We start from the raw sequence: 16,477 nt of genomic DNA, 5'->3' as shown, positions 1-16,477 counted from the left end.
AACCCGCCCCCGTGTCAAACGGCAAAAGCCCGCAACGGCCACTCGAACGGTAACCCGACTTCCGCCATTCCTGCCGCCCGGACTGCCCGGTCCGCCGCGCACACGCCCGCTGCCTGCGGGTTTCTGGTTGCTGTGACGGCGCTGCCGGCACCGGCGGTGAGAGGCGGACTGTCCGGGCGTGTTCCCTGCCACTGGCCGCCGTGACCTGCGGTTCCCGGCCCGGTCCGGCGGGGAGTGGATTCAGATGCGGGTGAAGCACCACACACCGAGGACGAGAAAAAGTACGCCGAACACAGTGGCGAGAGCTGCGGAGGCGACGGGGCTCACACCGTGCGCCACCGGCGCACGGTGCATCACGCGCGCCCCCGTCCACAGCAGCAGCGCGGCGCCGAACAGTGCGAATGCTGTTCCGGCGAAGACCGCAGGTCCGCTCTCCATGTCCGTACGCCTCCCTGTCCCTGCTCGGCCGGGGCCCGTGCCATCCGGTCAGGGGGAGGGTGCCACCCCAGGGCGTCGTGCACGCGAACCCCCGGTGAATGGCCGGATTCACACATCCTGAAAGCGCGGGGCCGAGGCCCCGGGGCGACACCGGTCCGCAAGCCAACCGGAATCCACCGCCCCCAGTGGCGGACCGTCGGCCGTGAGCATGAAGACGCTGATGGTGAGCCCATTCATTACATACGGCAGCACGCGCCCGGACCGGAACGGAGCCCGGTGCCGGAGACATCCGCGGTGGCGGAGTCGGCAGCCGCCCCACCCCGGGACCAGGGCCGGGGCCGGGGCCGGGGCCGGGGCCGGGGCCGGGGCCGGGGCTGGGGCTGGGACCAGAGCAACGCCATCAGCTCGCCGACGGCACCGGCTCCAGGAAGCCCTCCTCCACCAGCAGTCGGATCGCCTGCGGGGTGCGGTCGCGCAGCAGCACAGGGTCCTCGTTCATCAACTGGGCGATCGCGTCCAGGATCCGGCCCGCGGGCAGCGTTCCGTCGCACACACCCGCGAAGCCCGCGCCGACGGCGTCGACCTTCGTCGCACGCCGCATGCCGCGGTTCTGACGGAGCACCACATGCTCGGGGTCCTCCGCGCCCGGCAGTCCGACCTGCTCCTGCACGACCTCGGCGGCGAGTGCGAAATGGCCGGCCAGGAGCGCCGCGTCGTCCTGTTCGCGGAGGTAGTCCTGGCGGGCGAAGTGGTCCTGGACGGCCGGTCCGAGCGGCTGCTCCACCGCATGCGGCCACTCCTCGATCACGACGGACGGGTTCCCGGCGGCAGCCGCGGCGGACTTCCGCAGGGTGATCCAGCCGAAGCCGACGCCCTTGGTCTTGCGGGCCTCGAACTCGTCCAGCCAGGCGTCATACCGTGCGGCGTACTCTGCTGGGTCCGTGCGGTGGTCGCCGCTGTCGCGCAGCCACAGCTCCGCGTATTGCGTGACGTCCTGGACCTCGCGCTGCACGATCCAGGCGTCGCAGCCGTGAGGCACCCAGGAACTCAGCCGGTTCTGCCACTCCTCGCCCTCGATGTGCTGCCAGTTGGCGAGAAAGTGGGCGTATCCGCCTTCGTTCAACCGGTCGCCCGACTGCTGCACCAGGGTCCGGCACAGATCGTCGCCGCCCATGCCGCCGTCACGGTAGGTGAGGCGGGCGCCGGGCGAGATGACGAACGGCGGGTTGGAGACGATCAGGTCGTACGTCTCGGTTCCGACCGGCTCGTACAGGGAACCCTGGCGCAGCTCGTACAGGGAACCCTGGCGCAGCTCGGCCGGGGCGGCGCCGGACAGGGCGAGCGTCAGTCGGGTGAAGTCCAGCGCACGCGGGTTGAGGTCGGTGGCCGTGACCCGGGTGGCGTGCTGCGAGGCGTGCAGCGCCTGGATGCCGGAGCCCGTACCGACATCGAGCGCGGAGGCGACAGGCGTACGGACGGTGATCCCGGCGAGCGTGGTGGACGCCCCGCCGACTCCGAGGACCACTCCCTCCTCGCGCGAACCGATGCCGCCCGCGCCGCCGACCGCGCAGCCCAGGTCGGAGACGATGTACCAGTCCTGCCCCTCGGGCCCGCTGTACGGGCGCACGTCGACGGTGGCCCGCACCTCGTCGCCGGTCCGGGTCACCCAGCCGTCTTCGATGCACTCGGCCAGTGGGAGCGCGGCGCGGGCCCGCTCGTACGGGACGGGGTACTGGAGCAGGAAGAGCCGCACCAGTATTTCGAGCGGGGAGTCCCCCCTGGTGGCACGCAGCGCCGGAACCGTCTCGCTGCGGGCGAGCGCGGCATAGGCCGGCGCACCGAGCAGGTCGAGGAGCCCGTCGGCGGTGAAGGCGGCGGCGAGCAGGGCTTCGCGGAGCCGGGGCGAACGGTCGGGCGCGGGGAGACTGGTCGTACTCACCCACCCATTGTGGCCGTTACCGCTGACAACGGCAGCGGCCCGGCGCCCACCGGGGCCGCCGGGCCGCCCGTACAACCGCTGCTTCCGCTCGGTTACGACTTCTTGCTGGGCGAGGCGGACGGGGAGGTCGGCTTCGAGGAAGCGGTATTCGGCGGCACCGAGGCCGTCGGCTTCTGGCAGCCCTTCTGCTTCGCCATCGCGGTGCCGACCTCGCCGGACTGGAGCTTCTTCAGCGCCTCGTCACCACTGGTGCTGATCTTGTTCAGCTCGTCCGCGATGCCCTTGAGACCGTCGGCGAACTTCGCCTGGTCCTTCGTGTTGAGGGCGTCGACCTTCTTCTGCAGGTTCGCGTACGCCGCGGAGGAGGCGTTGAGCTCCTTCACGGCCTCCTTCTGCGTGGTCTCGCCGCCGTCGACCGGCGGCGCGCCCGCCGATTCGACAGCCGCGCCCAGTGCCTTGTACGCCTGCGAGATCTGCTGGAAGGCGGCCGAGTCGGTCTTCTGGACGTCGGCGGGCTTGCTGTTGTCGGCGGTCTGCTGCTGGATGGCGGCGTTGGCGTTCGCGATCTTCTGCAGTTGGGGCTGGACCTGGTCGCAGACCTTCTTGGCCCAGGCGTTCACCTTGTCGCTGTTGTCGTCGCTGCTGCAGCCCGACAGCGTAAGTACCAGTACCGCACCGCCGGACAGCGCGGCCGCAAGCTTCTTGTTCACCGGATCGGTCCCTTCCAAGGCTCTCGGCCCCGGAACTTACACGTCGAGCGCCCTCCATCCGGGTGCCGGACGTCTGATAGGTGACTATTTGTAGCCATTTGCACCAAGGGAAATGAGGGAGATACAACTCACCCACACAGCCCTCCGGACGCTGGAACACCTGTATGAGCAAGCACACGGACGGGCGTACCGACCGGCATACCGACACCAGAACACGACCGGGCGGACGACACATCAGAGTGCGTCGCCCGCCCGGTCGTTGAGCCGGGGCCGGCTACATGCCACCGGCCTCTTCCCGTCGCCGCTTCACGAAACAGCCGCCTGGTCGGCCGATTTGGCGGGTCCCCCGCCACTGTCAGCGGGGTCCTCCTCGTCCCCCACGGCGATCCCGCGCCGTTTGGAGACGTAGACCGCGCCGATGATGACGGCGACGGCGAGCACCGCCACCACCGCTCGTACACCGACGCTCGCGTCCTGCCCGTAGCTGAACTGCACCACCGCCGGGGCGATGAGCAGCGCGACCAGGTTCATCACCTTGAGCAAGGGGTTGATCGCCGGTCCTGCCGTGTCCTTGAAGGGGTCGCCGACCGTGTCCCCGATGACGGTCGCGGCATGGGCCTCGCTACCCTTGCCGCCGTAATGACCGTCCTCGACGAGCTTCTTGGCGTTGTCCCACGCACCACCGGAGTTGGCCAGGAAGACCGCCATCAGTGTGCCGGTACCGATGGCGCCCGCGAGATACGAACCCAGCGCCCCGACGCCGAGCGTGAACCCGACGGCGATCGGCGCCAGGACGGCGAGCAGGCCGGGCGTGGCGAGCTCACGCAGGGCGTCCTTGGTGCAGATGTCGACGACGCGCCCGTACTCCGGCTTCTGGCTGTAGTCCATGATCCCGGGATGCTCGCGGAACTGCCGCCGCACCTCGTAGACCACGGATCCGGCGGACCGGGACACCGCGTTGATCGCCAGCCCGGAGAAGAGGAAGACGACCGCGGCACCAAGGATCAGGCCCACCAGGTTGTTGGGCTGCGAGATGTCCAGACTGAGTGTCATCCCCCCGGCCTTGGCCCCCACGTCGTCGACCGCCGTGGCGATCGCGTCGCGGTACGAACCGAAGAGCGCCGACGCCGCCAGGACGGCGGTGGCGATGGCGATGCCCTTGGTGATGGCCTTTGTGGTGTTGCCGACGGCGTCCAGGTCGGTGAGGACCTTAGCACCGGCGCCCGTGACGTCACCGGACATCTCCGCGATGCCCTGCGCGTTGTCGGAGACCGGGCCGAAGGTGTCCATGGCAACGATGACACCGACGGTGGTGAGCAGTCCGGTCCCCGCCAGGGCCACCGCGAAGAGCGCCAGCATGATCGACGTACCGCCGAGCAGGAACGCCCCGTAGACGCCCAGACCGATCAGTAGTGCCGTGTAGACGGCGGACTCCAGACCGATGGAGATACCGGCGAGTACGACGGTGGCCGGCCCGGTCAGCGAGGACTTGCCGATGTCCCTGACGGGCCGCCGGTTGGTCTCGGTGAAGTAGCCGGTCAGCTGCTGGATCAGGGCGGCCAGCACGATGCCGATGGCGACGGCGACCAGGGCGAAGACCCGTGGGTCGCCGGCGTGCGAGGAGATGGCGGTGTCGGTGACGCCGGCCAGATCCGCGTACGAGGACGGCAGGTAGACGAAGACCGCCAGGGCCACCAGGACGAGCGAGATCACCGCGGAGATGAAGAATCCGCGGTTGATGGCGGTCATTCCGCTGCGGTCGGCGCGCCGCGGGGCGACCGCGAAGATCCCGATCATCGCGGTGACCACGCCGATCGCCGGGACGATCAGCGGGAAGGCCAGTCCGGAGTCGCCGAAGGCGGCCTTGCCGAGGATGAGCGCCGCGACGAGCGTCACGGCGTACGACTCGAAGAGGTCGGCCGCCATGCCCGCGCAGTCACCGACGTTGTCGCCCACGTTGTCGGCGATGGTGGCGGCGTTGCGTGGGTCGTCCTCCGGGATACCCTGCTCCACCTTGCCGACGAGGTCGGCGCCGACGTCCGCGGCCTTGGTGAAAATACCGCCTCCGACCCTCATGAACATGGCGATCAGCGCGGCACCGAGACCGAAGCCCTCCAGCACCTTGGGCGCGTCGGCGGCATAGACGAGGACGACACAGGAAGCACCGAGCAGCCCGAGGCCCACAGTGATCATGCCGACCACGCCACCGGTACGAAAAGCGATCTTCATCGCCTTGTGCGAAACAGCGGTGAGATCCCTTTCGGGTTCCCCTTCCGCGGGAGTCGCCTCACGCGCAGCAGCAGCCACACGGACATTACTGCGTACGGCGAGCCGCATCCCGATGTATCCGGTGGTCGCCGAGAAAAGCGCACCCACCAGGAAGAACAACGAACGGCCCGCGCGCTGCGACCAGTTGTCGGCCGGAAGCAGCAGAAGCAGGAAGAAGACCACGACGGCAAAGATGCCGACGGTACGCAGCTGCCGGGCCAGATAGGCATTCGCGCCCTCCTGGACGGCTGCCGCGATCTCCTTCATACGGTCGGTGCCCTCGCCGGCCGCCAGCACCTGGCGCACCAGCAGCCGGGCAACGACCAGCGCGGCGATGGCGACGACCGCGACGACGATCACGATGACGCGGTTGTCATCGGTGAGTACCGCGGCCGCGAGAGATGCGGGTCGACCGGAAGGTGTGGAAAGTGCGGAATCTTGCGTCAGTCCTGCCAGTGGGGTGTTGAAGAACTCCGCCATACGTCCTCCTTGACGCTCAGCGCTCAAGACGTGGACGGATTGTAGGGAGCGGGAGCTGATCAAAACAGTGCGCGGTAAATGTAATTGACCTTAACGGCGGATCGGCAAATGATCGCGGCCGCGGATCGACCCGAATGCAGTAATGGGGTAGGCACATTTCCTGTAGATCAATGATCACATAGAAATGAAAAAAGGCCCTGCTCAGCAGGGCCTCAAAAGAGGGATCAAGAAATGGATCGGGGGATGGATTCGGGGGATCGGGACGGCCGGATCGCCCGTGACGCCTGCGGCGCCTCAGGGAAGCACCGTCACGGGCGTCTTCGGCCAGCTCATGCGGATCACTCCGCCGTTGGCCCCCGATCTGACTTCCACATCATCTACGAGGCCGCTGATGACTGCGAGACCCATCTCGTCCTCGCCGTCGGCGTCGGCCTCGGAAACCGGACCATCGAGTCCCACGCCGGGCGTGGCGCCGCGTGTCGCGGAGGCTCCGGCGGGTGCGCCGGGAGCGGGCTCGGCACCCGGCCCGGGCACCTCGTCGCCGACCTCGATGGAGAAGGACTTCTCCTCCTCGGTCAGGACGACGGAGACGGGAGCGGTGATGCCATGGCTGCGGTGCAGCCCGACTGCGCGGCTGCAGGCTTCACCGACGGCGAGTCTGACCTCGTCGAGCACGGCTTCGTCGACCCCCGCCCGGCGCGCCACGGCGGCTGCCACGAGGCGGGCCGTCCTGACGTGTTCGGGCTGGGCGCTGAAGCGGAGTTCAACGGTGGCCATGCGATCCCCCTCAGACGTACGGGCGTGCATCCCAGGGACCCGGGCGGGCTGCCCGACACCCCTGCTCTTCTTCCGGCCTTGTTCCGGCCTTGTTCCGGTCGTCTTCCGGAACCGGCGAAGCCGTCGGCCGACCGGCCCGGTCGCCGACCCACTGACGGACAGCTGTCGACTGACCGACAGGCGCCCGAACCGGCAAACGGCTCACTCTCAAGCGGCCGAATGCCGAACAGCCGATCGGCAAGCAGCCGACCGACAGACCGGACGCCGACCGGTTGCTCAGCAGTCGGGCCACTTGCTACCCAGGTCCCGACCGCTGACTGCCCGACCGCCGGCTGCCTGAGGCAACCGGCGGTCAGGCCGCCCGCAGGTCACGACTACCGGTGCACCGGCCGCACGCCGGACCGGCCGCGGACCGACCGTCAGTCGGTGGCCGCAACCGCCTCGTCGACCGTGGTGTGAATCGGGAACACCTTGGTCAGACCAGTGATCCGGAAGATCTTGAGAATGCGCTCCTGGTTGCAGACCAGGCGCAACGAGCCCTCATGGGCCCGGACACGCTTCAGGCCGCCCACGAGCACGCCGAGGCCGGTGGAGTCGAGGAAGTCGACGCCTTCCATGTCGACAACCAGGTGGTAGCTGCCGTCATTCACCAACTCGACCAACTGCTCGCGCAGCTTGGGCGCGGTATACACATCAATCTCGCCACCGACCTCGACGACCGTACGGTCGCCACCAGGGCCGGACACATTGCGAGTCGACAAGGACAGGTCCACGGATCCTCCAGCACCTTGCTATCGAGCGGTCGCCCCTCGGTCTCCCCGGCGGAGCCAGGGGACGGATCGCCAGCCGCGATGGCATTCAATCACTTACCAGCAGCCATGCACGACGCCTTGGGACCATTGTCCGTCACGCCAGTGACACACTCGGTGCCGATGGCCAAGAATCACCGCCCCAGTCGACCACCCGAGAACAGGGACTCCCGCCCCTCTCCCGCCATGGTCCTCGACCGGCTCGCCGCAGCGGCGGGCCGGTCCGCGCGCATCACTCATACGGAGCACTTGCCCCCGCGTACGGGAACCCATGCCATCTGGCCCGATCGCATCCGGCCAGAAGTGATCGCCGCGATCCAAAAGGCCGGAATCGACCACCCTTGGGCGCACCAGGCGGCCGCCGCCGAGCACGCCCTGGACGGCGAATCCGTGGTCATCGCCACCGGCACGGCGTCCGGCAAGTCGCTCGCCTACCTCGCCCCGGTGCTCACCGCACTGCTCGACGGCTCCGAGGCCCCGAACGGCCGTGGCGCGACCGCCCTGTATCTCGCCCCCACCAAGGCCCTGGCCGCCGATCAGAGGCGTGCGGTGAAGAAACTTGCGGCACCGCTCGGCACCGCCATCAGGCCCGCGGTCTACGACGGCGACACCCCGGTCGAGGAACGCGAATGGGTGCGCCAGTACGCCAACTACGTCCTGACCAACCCCGACATGCTGCACCGCGGGATACTCCCTTCCCACCCCCGCTGGTCCTCCTTCCTACGCGCCCTGCGCTTCGTCGTCATCGACGAGTGCCACACCTACCGGGGTGTCTTCGGCTCCCACGTCGCCCAGGTGGTGCGCCGACTACGCCGTCTGTGCGCCCGCTACGGAGCGGATCCGGTCTTCCTCCTCGCCTCGGCCACCGCGGCGGAGCCCTCCGTCGCGGCGGGCCGCCTCACCGGTCTCCCGGTCAAGGAGGTCGCCGACGACGCCTCTCCGCGCGGCGAAATGGTCTTCGCCCTGTGGGAGCCGCCCCTTACCGAGCTGCACGGCGAGAAGGGCGCGCCCGTGCGCCGTACCGCCACTGCCGAGACAGCCGACCTCCTCGCCGATCTGACCGTCCAGGGCGTCCGCTCGGTCGCCTTCGTCCGCTCCCGGCGCGGCGCCGAACTGATCTCCGTCATCGCCAAGGAACGCCTCGCCGAGGTGGACCGTTCCCTGCCCGCCCGGGTCGCCGCCTACCGCGGGGGTTATCTCCCCGAGGAACGCCGCGCCCTGGAGCGCGCCCTGCACTCTGGTCGGCTGCTCGGCCTGGCCGCCACCACCGCCCTCGAACTCGGCGTCGATGTCTCCGGCCTGGACGCCGTCGTCATCGCGGGCTATCCCGGCACCAGGGCATCGCTGTGGCAGCAGGCGGGCCGCGCCGGACGCTCCGGCCAGGGCGCCCTGGCCATCCTGGTGGCCCGCGACGACCCGCTGGACACCTTCCTCGTCCACCATCCCGAGGCGCTCTTCCAGCAGCCCGTGGAGTCGACCGTCCTCGACCCGGACAACCCGTACGTCCTCGCCCCGCACCTGTGTGCCGCCGCTGCGGAGCTCCCGCTCACCGAGCCCGATCTGGAGCTCTTCGGCCCGGCCGTGGCCGAACTGCTGCCGCAGCTGGAAGCCGCGAAGCTGCTGCGCAAACGCGCATCGGGCTGGCACTGGACCCGCCGCGAGCGCGCCGTCGATCTCACCGACATCCGCGGCGAGGGCGGCCGCCCCGTCCAGATCGTCGAGGAGGGCACCGGTCGGCTGCTGGGCACCGTCGACGAATCGGCCGCGCACACCGCCGTCCACGAAGGCGCCGTCCACCTCCACCAGGGCCGCACCTATCTGGTCCGGAAGCTGGACCTGGAGGACTCGGTGGCCCTGGTCGAGGAGGCCAACCCGCCGTACTCGACGACCGCACGCGACACCACCGCCATCGCCGTCCTGGATACCGACACCGAGATCCCGTGGGGTGACGGGCGGCTCTGCTACGGCTCCGTGGAAGTCACCAACCAGGTCGTCTCCTTCCTGCGTCGCAAACTGATCACCGGCGAGGTCCTCGGCGAGACCAAACTGGATCTGCCGCCCCGCACTCTGCGCACGCGCGCCGTGTGGTGGACGGTCACGCAGGACCAGCTCGACGCCGCCCGTATCAACCCGGAGATCCTGGGCGGCGCCCTGCACGCCGCGGAGCACGCATCGATCGGGATGCTGCCGCTCTTCGCCACCTGCGACCGATGGGACATCGGTGGCGTCTCCGTGCCGTTGCACCCGGACACCCTGCTGCCCACGGTCTTCGTGTACGACGGTCATCCGGGCGGTGCCGGATTCGCCGAGCGGGCCTTCCACACCGCCCGTACGTGGCTGACCGCGACCCGCCAGGCCATCGCGTCCTGCGAATGCGAGGCGGGCTGCCCGTCCTGCATCCAGTCCCCCAAGTGCGGCAACGGCAACGATCCGCTGCACAAGCGGGGCGCTGTGCGCCTCCTCAACGAACTTCTCCGGTCCGCGCCGCCGGACCCGGGGGAGCCGGGCCCTCCGGAACTGTCGGAGGCAACGGATCCAGGGAGCCGGGAGCAGCCGCCGGAGGGCCGGCCCGGGACCTGACCGCCGGTTCGTACGGCCCGAAACTCACCCGGGCCGTCACATCGGCGATCTCTCCACGCACAGTGCACCGCACCACCACCGCCCCCTGTGCCGCGGCCACATCCTCGGCCGCCCCGCACGCCTCCCCGGGCCACTGCAGGGCCCGGTCGGCCGCAGCCAGGGCTGCCAGGTCCGCCGCGCCGCCGGCCCGGTGCCGGGCGACCACCACCTGTCCGAGTGCCAGCACGACCGCGAACACCGCGCACAACGTGGCCGTGGTCATAGCCACCCACACCGTCGCCAGGCCTCTGTCCCGGTCCGGGGCCCGACCTCGATTCCGACCGTGATCCCCCCTCCTGTGCAGCCACCCGAGGACGGCCTTCCGGGCTCCCCCTCCTGTCCCGGTCACGGCGTCACCCCCACCGTGTCCTCTGCAAGTGCTGCCGCCTCCGCACGGAGCTTGAGGGCCAGTGGACCGGGTCCGGGCATCGGCGCCGCCACTCGTACCCGCCACAGCTCCCCGGCCCGCTCCATCGCGACTTCCGCCCCGTCGGGTGCCGCCGAACGAGTGGCTTCCAGCACCTGCGCCTCGGGTTCCGAGCGGGCCGCCGCCCTCGCCCCGGCCCGGGCCGCGTCCACGCAGCGGATCTGGGCGGAGGCGGCCATCAGCGCCCAGACCAGCGCCAGGGCGAACACCGCCAGCACCGGAATCGCCATAGACGCTTCCGCCGTCACCGCCCCCCGGTCTCCGCCCCCGCACACGGTCCTGGAACGACCTCCGGCGCACGCCCCGGAACTGCTCCTAGAACTTCGCATCGAGCGCGTCCTTGAGCAGCGACTGCAGTGCGGACATGACCGGCTGGCTGGTGACCACCTTGTAGAGCACCGCCGCGAACGCACAGGCCGCGATTGTCCCCACCGCATATTCGGATGTCGTCATTCCGTTGTCCGACCGGACTCGGCGCACCATGCTCCGCACCCAGCCCCTGATTCGCTGCGCCATTTCAACCCCCACGAAATACATAATTCACATTGAATAGATACTTACTAGTATTTTTCTTTCACCCGCTGTGAAGCAGGCCGGTTGCCAGACCGATCACCACCGGCGCCACTCCGACCGCCAGGAAGGCGGGCAGAAAGCAGAGCCCGACCGGTGCGGTGATCAGCACGCCTGCCCGCTGGGCGCGCGCCACGGCCGCGCTCGCCCGCTCCGCCCGCATCGCCTCGGCCAGCCGCGCCACCGGCTCTGCCGCCGGAGCCCCGGTCGATCCCGCCCGATCCAGGCAGCGGGACAGCGCACCCGCGCCCGGTATCTCCCCGAACCGCCCCCAGGCCACCGCAGGTTCACCACCGAGCCGAATCTCCGCGGCCGTCCGCGCCAGACGCACGCCGACCGGTCCGCCCAGCGACTCCCCCACCGCCTCCGCTGCCTCTCGGGGCCCGGCTCCGGCAGAGATGCAGGCCGCCAAGAGGTCTGCTGCCAACGGGAGTTGACGTGAGACCTGCGCCGCTTCCACAGCACCGACCCCCGATTCGCGGCTACGCCGGGCCCGCTGCCACCTCCAGGCGCCGTACACCCCTGCCAGCCCGGCCGCGAACCCTGGCAGGCCGCCGATCATGACCACGCCTGTCGCCAAAGCACCCAGTGGCGCGATCCATTCCTTCACCCGGGGGCCGGAAACCGTCCGCCCGCGCCGACGCCTCTCCGGGCCGATGGCCAGCAGCACCACACCTCGACGGTGTACCGTCCGCCTCCGCCGCCGTCTCGCCAGGGCGAGGGCCAGATACGCGACCGTGCTCAGAACCGCCCACACTGCCGCCGCCCGGTGGACGACTTCGCCGGTGACCCCGTTCACGCCGCCTCCCCCGCCCGCACGATCCGGCCGGCCCAACAGAGCCCGGCCGCCTCCAGCAACCCACCCGCCACCAGACAGACCAACCCGGCCGGCGTGTGCAGCAGCACCCTCAGTGGATCGGCCCCTAGCGCCGCCCCCAGCCCCAGACCCAGCACCGGCAGCAGCGCCAGCACGGCCACCGTCGACCAGGCACCGGCCAGTTGGGCCCGTAACTCCTCCCGTCTGCGTCGCTCCGCCCGCAGCGCACCCTCCAGGCGGTCCAGGCCTGCCGCGAGCCCGGTCCCGCCGTCCACCGCCACCCGCCAGCAGGCCGCCACCCCGGCAAGCCCGTCCAGACCCGGCTCCCGAGCCGCCTGCCCCAGCGCCCCCGGCACATCGCCGCCGAACAGCGCGGCAGCGGACACAGCGGCCTCCGCCGTTCCCATCACCCCGGTCCCGCGGACAGCGACGAGCAACGCCTGCCCCGGCTCGCGCCCGGCCCGCAGCTCACCCACGACGGCGCCGCACAGCGCCACCACCCCATCGGCCCGGCGTTCGCGCTCCTGCGTCAGGGCCCGTCTCCGCAGCCACCGCCGCACCAGCGGCACCGCCACCGCCACCGCCAGCACCGGCAGCACGGATTTCCCCAGCACGGCGATGGCCAGCGCCACCGGCAGGCAGAGCCACTCCCGCCGCACCCGCAACCGCTCCTGGAACCAAGCCCGAATCCGCTCCCAGCGCTCACGGAGCGGCGACTCCATCACCCCGTCGAACAACAACACCCGCGCTCGCCGACGCCCCTGGTCCTGCACCACCACCAGCCAGGCCGCCACCCCGACGCACAAGACCGCTGCACAGCTCGCGCCGGGGGCCAGAACCGCCGTCGCGCCACCGCTCACAGCGCACCCCCGGTCATCGACCGCAGCCGTTCCCAGCCTCGCTCCTGCGTAAATCCGTCGGTGCCCCAGCGCAGTGCCGGCACAGTCACCACCAGCCCAGCCGCATCCCGCTCCAGGACCTGCACCTCGGCGATCCGCCGCTGCCCGGCCCGGTCCCGTACGAGATGGACCACCACCGACAGCGCGGCCGCCAACTGGCTGTGAAGTGCCGTCCGGTCCAGTCCCGCCGCCGTCCCCAATGCCTCAAGGCGGGCCGGGACATGCTCGGCTGCATTAGCATGAACCGTCCCGCAGCCGCCCTCGTGGCCAGTGTTCAGCGCGGCCAGTAGTTCGGTGACCTCGGCGCCCCGCACCTCCCCGACCACCAGCCGGTCGGGCCGCATCCGCAGTGCCTGCCGCACCAGGTCCCTCAGGGTCACTCGCCCCGCCCCCTCCTGGTTGGCAGGGCGCGACTCCAGGCGCACCACATGCGGATGGTCCGGCCGCAGCTCCGCCGAGTCCTCGGCGAGCACGATTCGCTCACGCTCCCCGACCGCACCCAGCAGACTCGACAAGAGGGTCGTCTTCCCGGCCCCCGTCCCCCCACTGATCAGATACGAGACCCTGGCTTCCACCAACGCCCTCAGTACCCGGTCACCGCCCGGCGGCACGGTCCCCGCCGCGACCAGCTCCGTCAGCGAGAAGGCCCTGGGCCGCACCACCCGCAGTGACAGACACGTCGAGCCGACGGACACCGGCGGCAGTACGGCATGCATACGGGTACCATCCGGCAGCCGCGCATCTACCCAGGGCCGGGCGTCGTCCAGCCGCCGACCCGCGACGGCCGCCAGCCGCTGTGCCAGTCTGCGCACCGCCGCGGCGTCCGGAAAGGTCACCCCGGTGAGTTCGAGCCCGCCGCCCCGGTCCACCCACACCCGGTCCGGCGCGGATACCAGGACATCCGTCACGGCCGGGTCGGCGAGCAGCGGTTCCAGCACCCCGGTGCCGACCAGTTCGCCGCGCAACTCATCGGCCGCGCCGAGCACTTCGGCATCTCCGAGCAGCCGCCCCTGGGCCCGAAGAGCTGCCGCGACCCCGGCCGGGGTCGGCGCCGCGCCGCTCTGTGCCAGCCGCTGCCGTACGGCGTCGAGCAGCGTCTCCGTCATGACGCACCCCCACCGGTGCGTCCCCCTGCAGCCTCCGGGGCGAGTGCCCGCTCCCAGAACGCCGCGCAGAACCTGGCCAGTGGACCGCGCGCACTGCCTCCGGGCGGTGCGCCGCCGTCCTGGGTGGTCAGCAGCCCGGATTCGAGCGGGAGTTCACCGGCAAGCGGCAGCCCCAGCGCCTGCGCCACCCACCGCTCGTCGAGGCCCGCCGCGTACGGGCCACGGGCCACCACCCGCAGGTCATCCAGCACCATCCCGGCCATCGACGCCACCCGCTTCGCCGCCGCGACTGCGCGAAGTTCTCCGGGAACCACCAACAGCCCCAGGTCCAGCTGTGCGAGCGCCTCGGCGACCGACTCGTCGACCCGGCGGGGCAGATCGACGACCACCACCCCGCCGAGCCTGCGCGCGGCGGCCAGCACGGCCTGTATGGCCTGTGGCGGGATGACCACCCAGTCGTCGCGGCCCCAGCTGAGCACCCGCAGACCGTGCAGTGCGGGCAGCGACTCCTCCAGTGCGCCTCCGCCGACCCGCCCTTTGGAATGGGCGAAATCCGGCCACCTCATTCCCTCGGCCCGTTCGCCGCCGAGCAGCACATCGATGCCCCCGCCGAGCGGGTCACCGTCGATCAACATGGTCCGCCGTCCGGCCCTGGCCGCGGTCACCGCGAGGGCGCAGGCCAGTGTGGATGCGCCGGATCCGCCCCGTCCGCCGATCACCCCGACGGTGAGTGCCGGCCGGCCCACACCTTCCGCCGCGTTGGCGATCTGATCGACGAGCCAGCCCTCCGAATCGGGCAGCCTCAGTACATATTCGGCCCCGATCTCCACGGCGCGGCGCCAGACATCCGGGGCGTCCTGGTCTCGGCCTACGAGCATCACACCGCGCCTGCGTGCTGCTCCGCGGCACCGCTGGGCGGCATCGTCCCCCACGAGAACCATCGGGGCCTGCTCCCAGCCGCCTCTGCGTTCGGGCAACGAGTGATGAACTTCTGGCTCCGCTCCGGCGGCCGCGCACAGCCGCAGCAGATCGTCGAGAAGTTCCACATCCTCGGTCACGATCAACGGTCCGCTCCGTCGTACCCCGACGGTCGGCAGACGATCCCGTGCGATGGATTCAGCCACGATCTCAGCCCCTTCTCACTGCACCTTCATCGCGGTTCGCGGTGATCTCGGAGCGTTCCGAGATCGGCGATTCCGCAAGCCGCGGACTTCGCGGCTGGAATCACCGTGCAGCGCTTCGGGAAATCGTGTGGATCTTGCTCAAAAACTGTGGACAACTCCGCCGTTGTGAATATCTCTGTCGCTCATACCGGCGACTTCCGGAGAGCAGTACTTCCGCTACGCACCGTGACGAGTCAAGATGGTGAGGGACGGAACGAGAAGCGGGTCATCGCGGCCGAAATGGAGGCAGAATGCTTGATTCCGAACGGCAGAAACGCGTCCGGACATGCGACGACCCCCGCCGGGGGGGAGAGCGGGGGTCGTCCCCACGGCCGACTCGGGGGGGGAGGAGCCGGACCGGGTTAGCACGGTCGCGAACGATCCGTGACTTCCATGGTGTACCCGAGAGCCTTCTCAGGCAAACCCACGCGCCAGAGTTTACGCCGAATGGTGGGCCCCTATGCTCAGCCTTGTGGAAAACCGCTTCTTGCCGCGCACAGCAGCCTTCTTCGACCTGGACAAGACGGTCATTGCGAAGTCTTCGACGCTGACCTTCAGCAAGTCCTTCTACCAAGGCGGACTGATCAACCGCCGCGCTGTACTGCGCACTGCGTACGCACAGTTCGTGTTCCTTGCCGGGGGTGCAGATCACGACCAGATGGAGCGGATGCGGGAATATCTCTCCGCGCTCTGCAAGGGTTGGAACGTCCAGCAAGTGAAGGAAATCGTCGCCGAGACCCTGCACGATCTGATCGACCCGATCATCTACGACGAAGCGGCGACGCTCATCGAGGAGCATCACACCGCCGGACGCGATGTGGTGATCGTCTCGACCTCGGGCGCCGAGGTCGTCGAGCCGATCGGCGAGCTGCTCGGCGCCGACCGAGTCGTCGCCACCCGGATGGTCGTCGGTGACGACGGCTGCTTCACCGGCGAAGTGGAGTACTACGCGTACGGGCCGACGAAGGCCGAGGCGGTCAAGGCGCTCGCAGTGTCGGAGGGATACGACCTGTCGCGCTGCTACGCCTACAGCGATTCCGCGACCGATGTACCGATGCTGGAGTCGGTCGGCCACCCGCACGCAGTGAATCCGGACCGCGCTCTGCGGCGCGAAGCGACCCTTCGCGAATGGCCGATTCTCGCCTTTGAGCGACCGGTCCGACTCAAGCAGCGACTGCCGACGTTCTCGATGCCGCCACGCCCGGCGCTGGTCGCTGTGGCAGCCCTGGGCGCAGCCGCCGTCACAGCGGGACTGGTCTGGTACACCTCCCGCCGCCGCACCACCACAACCTCCGCCTGATGTATGAGCCGGGCGGCGGCGCACCTACGCACCCCCCTGGGCCCCGCCGCCCGGCCCGATCAATGGGATCAAGCAGGGCGACCGATCAGTCCAATTCATCCGGCCGAACCGATTTGTCCAACTCGCCCGTAATTGAACCTAAAAGTAAAGAAGTG

The 16,477-nt window shown here is 69.9% G+C and carries 15 protein-coding genes; 2 read left to right on the top strand and 13 right to left on the bottom strand.

The genetic code is table 11. The features are described 5' to 3' along the window. Positions 1-240: 240 nt before the first annotated feature. The 6 genes from ACZ7IB_RS20760 to ACZ7IB_RS20735 form a co-directional block, all read right to left on the bottom strand. Positions 241-438, bottom strand: coding sequence for a hypothetical protein (locus ACZ7IB_RS20760; protein WP_470914320.1), 198 nt, complete (start codon positions 436-438; stop codon positions 241-243). A gap of 400 nt (positions 439-838) precedes the next feature. Next, complete coding sequence (locus ACZ7IB_RS20755) at positions 839-2,377, bottom strand: DUF7059 domain-containing protein (protein ID WP_470914319.1); 1,539 nt, start codon at positions 2,375-2,377, stop codon at positions 839-841. 92 nt (positions 2,378-2,469) lie between these two features. Beyond that, positions 2,470-3,087, bottom strand: a complete 618-nt coding sequence (locus tag ACZ7IB_RS20750) for a small secreted protein (protein WP_470914318.1) — start codon at positions 3,085-3,087, stop codon at positions 2,470-2,472. 306 nt (positions 3,088-3,393) lie between these two features. Next, complete coding sequence (locus ACZ7IB_RS20745) at positions 3,394-5,835, bottom strand: sodium-translocating pyrophosphatase (RefSeq protein ID WP_470914317.1); 2,442 nt, start codon at positions 5,833-5,835, stop codon at positions 3,394-3,396. Positions 5,836-6,129: 294 nt separating this feature from the next. Beyond that, complete coding sequence (locus ACZ7IB_RS20740) at positions 6,130-6,612, bottom strand: ATP-binding protein (protein WP_470914315.1); 483 nt, start codon at positions 6,610-6,612, stop codon at positions 6,130-6,132. Between the two features lie 419 nt (positions 6,613-7,031). After that, the gene (locus ACZ7IB_RS20735) at positions 7,032-7,385 is read right to left on the bottom strand and encodes an STAS domain-containing protein (protein ID WP_003967428.1); all 354 of its coding nucleotides are present in this window, start codon (positions 7,383-7,385) and stop codon (positions 7,032-7,034) included. A gap of 78 nt (positions 7,386-7,463) precedes the next feature. On the opposite strand from ACZ7IB_RS20735, the gene ACZ7IB_RS20730 reads away from it, so the two are divergent. After that, a complete protein-coding gene (locus ACZ7IB_RS20730; RefSeq protein ID WP_470914312.1) occupies positions 7,464-10,001 on the top strand; it encodes a DEAD/DEAH box helicase in 2,538 nt (845 codons plus the stop codon). On the opposite strand, the gene ACZ7IB_RS20725 is transcribed toward ACZ7IB_RS20730, so the two are convergent. The 7 genes from ACZ7IB_RS20725 to ssd all read right to left on the bottom strand — a co-directional run bounded on the left by ACZ7IB_RS20725 (position 9,883) and on the right by ssd (position 14,917). Continuing rightward, complete coding sequence (locus ACZ7IB_RS20725) at positions 9,883-10,263, bottom strand: Rv3654c family TadE-like protein (RefSeq protein WP_470914310.1); 381 nt, start codon at positions 10,261-10,263, stop codon at positions 9,883-9,885. The genes ACZ7IB_RS20730 and ACZ7IB_RS20725 overlap by 119 nt on opposite strands. 122 nt (positions 10,264-10,385) lie before the next feature. Then, a complete protein-coding gene (locus ACZ7IB_RS20720) occupies positions 10,386-10,796 on the bottom strand; it encodes a TadE family type IV pilus minor pilin (RefSeq protein WP_470914308.1) in 411 nt (136 codons plus the stop codon). Continuing rightward, positions 10,783-10,983: a DUF4244 domain-containing protein gene (locus ACZ7IB_RS20715; RefSeq protein WP_327274451.1), complete on the bottom strand. Its 201-nt coding sequence runs from the start codon at positions 10,981-10,983 to the stop codon at positions 10,783-10,785. Before ACZ7IB_RS20715 ends, ACZ7IB_RS20720 begins: the two co-directional genes overlap by 14 nt. Before the next feature lie 58 nt (positions 10,984-11,041). Beyond that, on the bottom strand, positions 11,042-11,836 hold the full coding sequence (locus ACZ7IB_RS20710) for a type II secretion system F family protein (protein WP_470914305.1): 795 nt from the start codon (positions 11,834-11,836) through the stop codon (positions 11,042-11,044). Next, positions 11,833-12,714: a type II secretion system F family protein gene (locus ACZ7IB_RS20705; protein ID WP_470914303.1), complete on the bottom strand. Its 882-nt coding sequence runs from the start codon at positions 12,712-12,714 to the stop codon at positions 11,833-11,835. Before ACZ7IB_RS20705 ends, ACZ7IB_RS20710 begins: the two co-directional genes overlap by 4 nt. Then, positions 12,711-13,859, bottom strand: a complete 1,149-nt coding sequence (locus tag ACZ7IB_RS20700) for a TadA family conjugal transfer-associated ATPase (RefSeq protein WP_470914301.1) — start codon at positions 13,857-13,859, stop codon at positions 12,711-12,713. The genes ACZ7IB_RS20705 and ACZ7IB_RS20700 overlap by 4 nt, the downstream gene beginning before the upstream one ends. Then, positions 13,856-14,917 carry a septum site-determining protein Ssd gene (ssd, locus tag ACZ7IB_RS20695; RefSeq protein ID WP_470914500.1) on the bottom strand — a complete coding sequence of 354 codons (1,062 nt, stop codon included), beginning with the start codon at positions 14,915-14,917 and terminating at the stop codon, positions 13,856-13,858. The genes ACZ7IB_RS20700 and ssd overlap by 4 nt, the downstream gene beginning before the upstream one ends. Before the next feature lie 565 nt (positions 14,918-15,482). Between ssd and ACZ7IB_RS20690 the strand changes: the two genes are divergently transcribed. Next, the gene (locus tag ACZ7IB_RS20690; protein ID WP_470914299.1) at positions 15,483-16,322 is read left to right on the top strand and encodes an HAD family hydrolase; all 840 of its coding nucleotides are present in this window, start codon (positions 15,483-15,485) and stop codon (positions 16,320-16,322) included. The last annotated feature ends 155 nt before the right edge of the window (positions 16,323-16,477 follow it).

The organism is Streptomyces sp. NPDC037301 (assembly GCF_055602785.1).
This window is presented reverse-complemented; position numbering and strand designations above follow the sequence as displayed.